Below are 1,015 nucleotides of genomic sequence, written 5' to 3'. Positions count from 1 at the left end.
CATGAAGACGGTCTCCACGGGGCCAACCCCGTGGAGACCGTCTTCATGCTGCTGCGCGAGGGCCCCGACCTGGAGGGACTGCCCGAGGACCTGCGGTCGCTGATCGAGTCGTGCATGCGGATGAACGCGGAGGAGCGGCCCACCCCCGCCCTCGAGCGCCGCCGGGGCGGACGTGCCATGCGCCGCCAGAACGCAGCCGCCTCCGCCGAGGTGGGCCCGGCCGCCGGAGGCGCCCCCTCGSGGCCACCCGCCGGTTCCGCACCCGCACCCTCCGTGCCGGCGCCTCCCGGCCCGCCCGCGTCCGTGCCGTCCCCCTCCGCGCCTTCTCCCTCCGCGTGGCCGGGGGGCGGGGACAGCGGTGCGGGCGGTTCCGCCATGGACTCCGTCGGGCCCGGCGGGCCGCCCGCCGCAGGGCGCGCGGCGCCCGGACAGAACGCGGGAGCGGCCGGAAGCGGCGGCCCCGCCATGAGCGGAGCCGGAGCCGGAGCCGCAGGCGACGGACCGGGTGTCTCCGGCAACGGCTCGGGGATGTCCGGCAATGGCTCGGCAATGTCCGGCAACGGTTCGGGGATGTCCGGCAACGGGTCCGGAGCTCCGGGCGGCCACGGCGCGGCAGGCAGTGGCCCGGCCGTTGCCGAGTGGCACCAGGGGTCTCCCGGCGGACCGCCCGCCGTCGGAGGCGCCTCCGGTGCGTCCGGCGCCTCCGGCGTGTCCGGTGCGTCCGACGTGTCCGGTCCGTCCGGCGTTCGGGGCGTTCCTCACGCCGGTGATCCTTCCGTCCCCGCCGCCGGTGACTTCTCCGCCGGCTCTCCCGGGGCGGGGGCACCCGGCTCGGCACCGGTGGTCTCCCGCCCCTCCGCCCAGCCCGGCAGCCCGGAGGCGGACCCCGTCCAGCTGCCCAACACGCAGGTGCCGATCGGTCCGGGGCCGCGCCGCTCCGACGAGACGGGGCGCGAGACGGGCACCAATCCGACCTCGGGCTGGGTGCGTCCCCCCGACGGGTCCAGGGAGGGGC

At 78.2% G+C, this 1,015-nt stretch carries 1 pseudogene; it reads left to right on the top strand.

The features are described from left to right. Positions 1-1,015: pseudogene (locus AB8Z75_RS35115) on the top strand (hypothetical protein); the annotation flags it as partial.

Origin of the sequence: Streptomyces sp. PU-14G, from assembly GCF_041028275.1 — a bacterium.
GTDB lineage: Bacteria > Actinomycetota > Actinomycetes > Streptomycetales > Streptomycetaceae > Streptomyces.
This window is presented reverse-complemented; position numbering and strand designations above follow the sequence as displayed.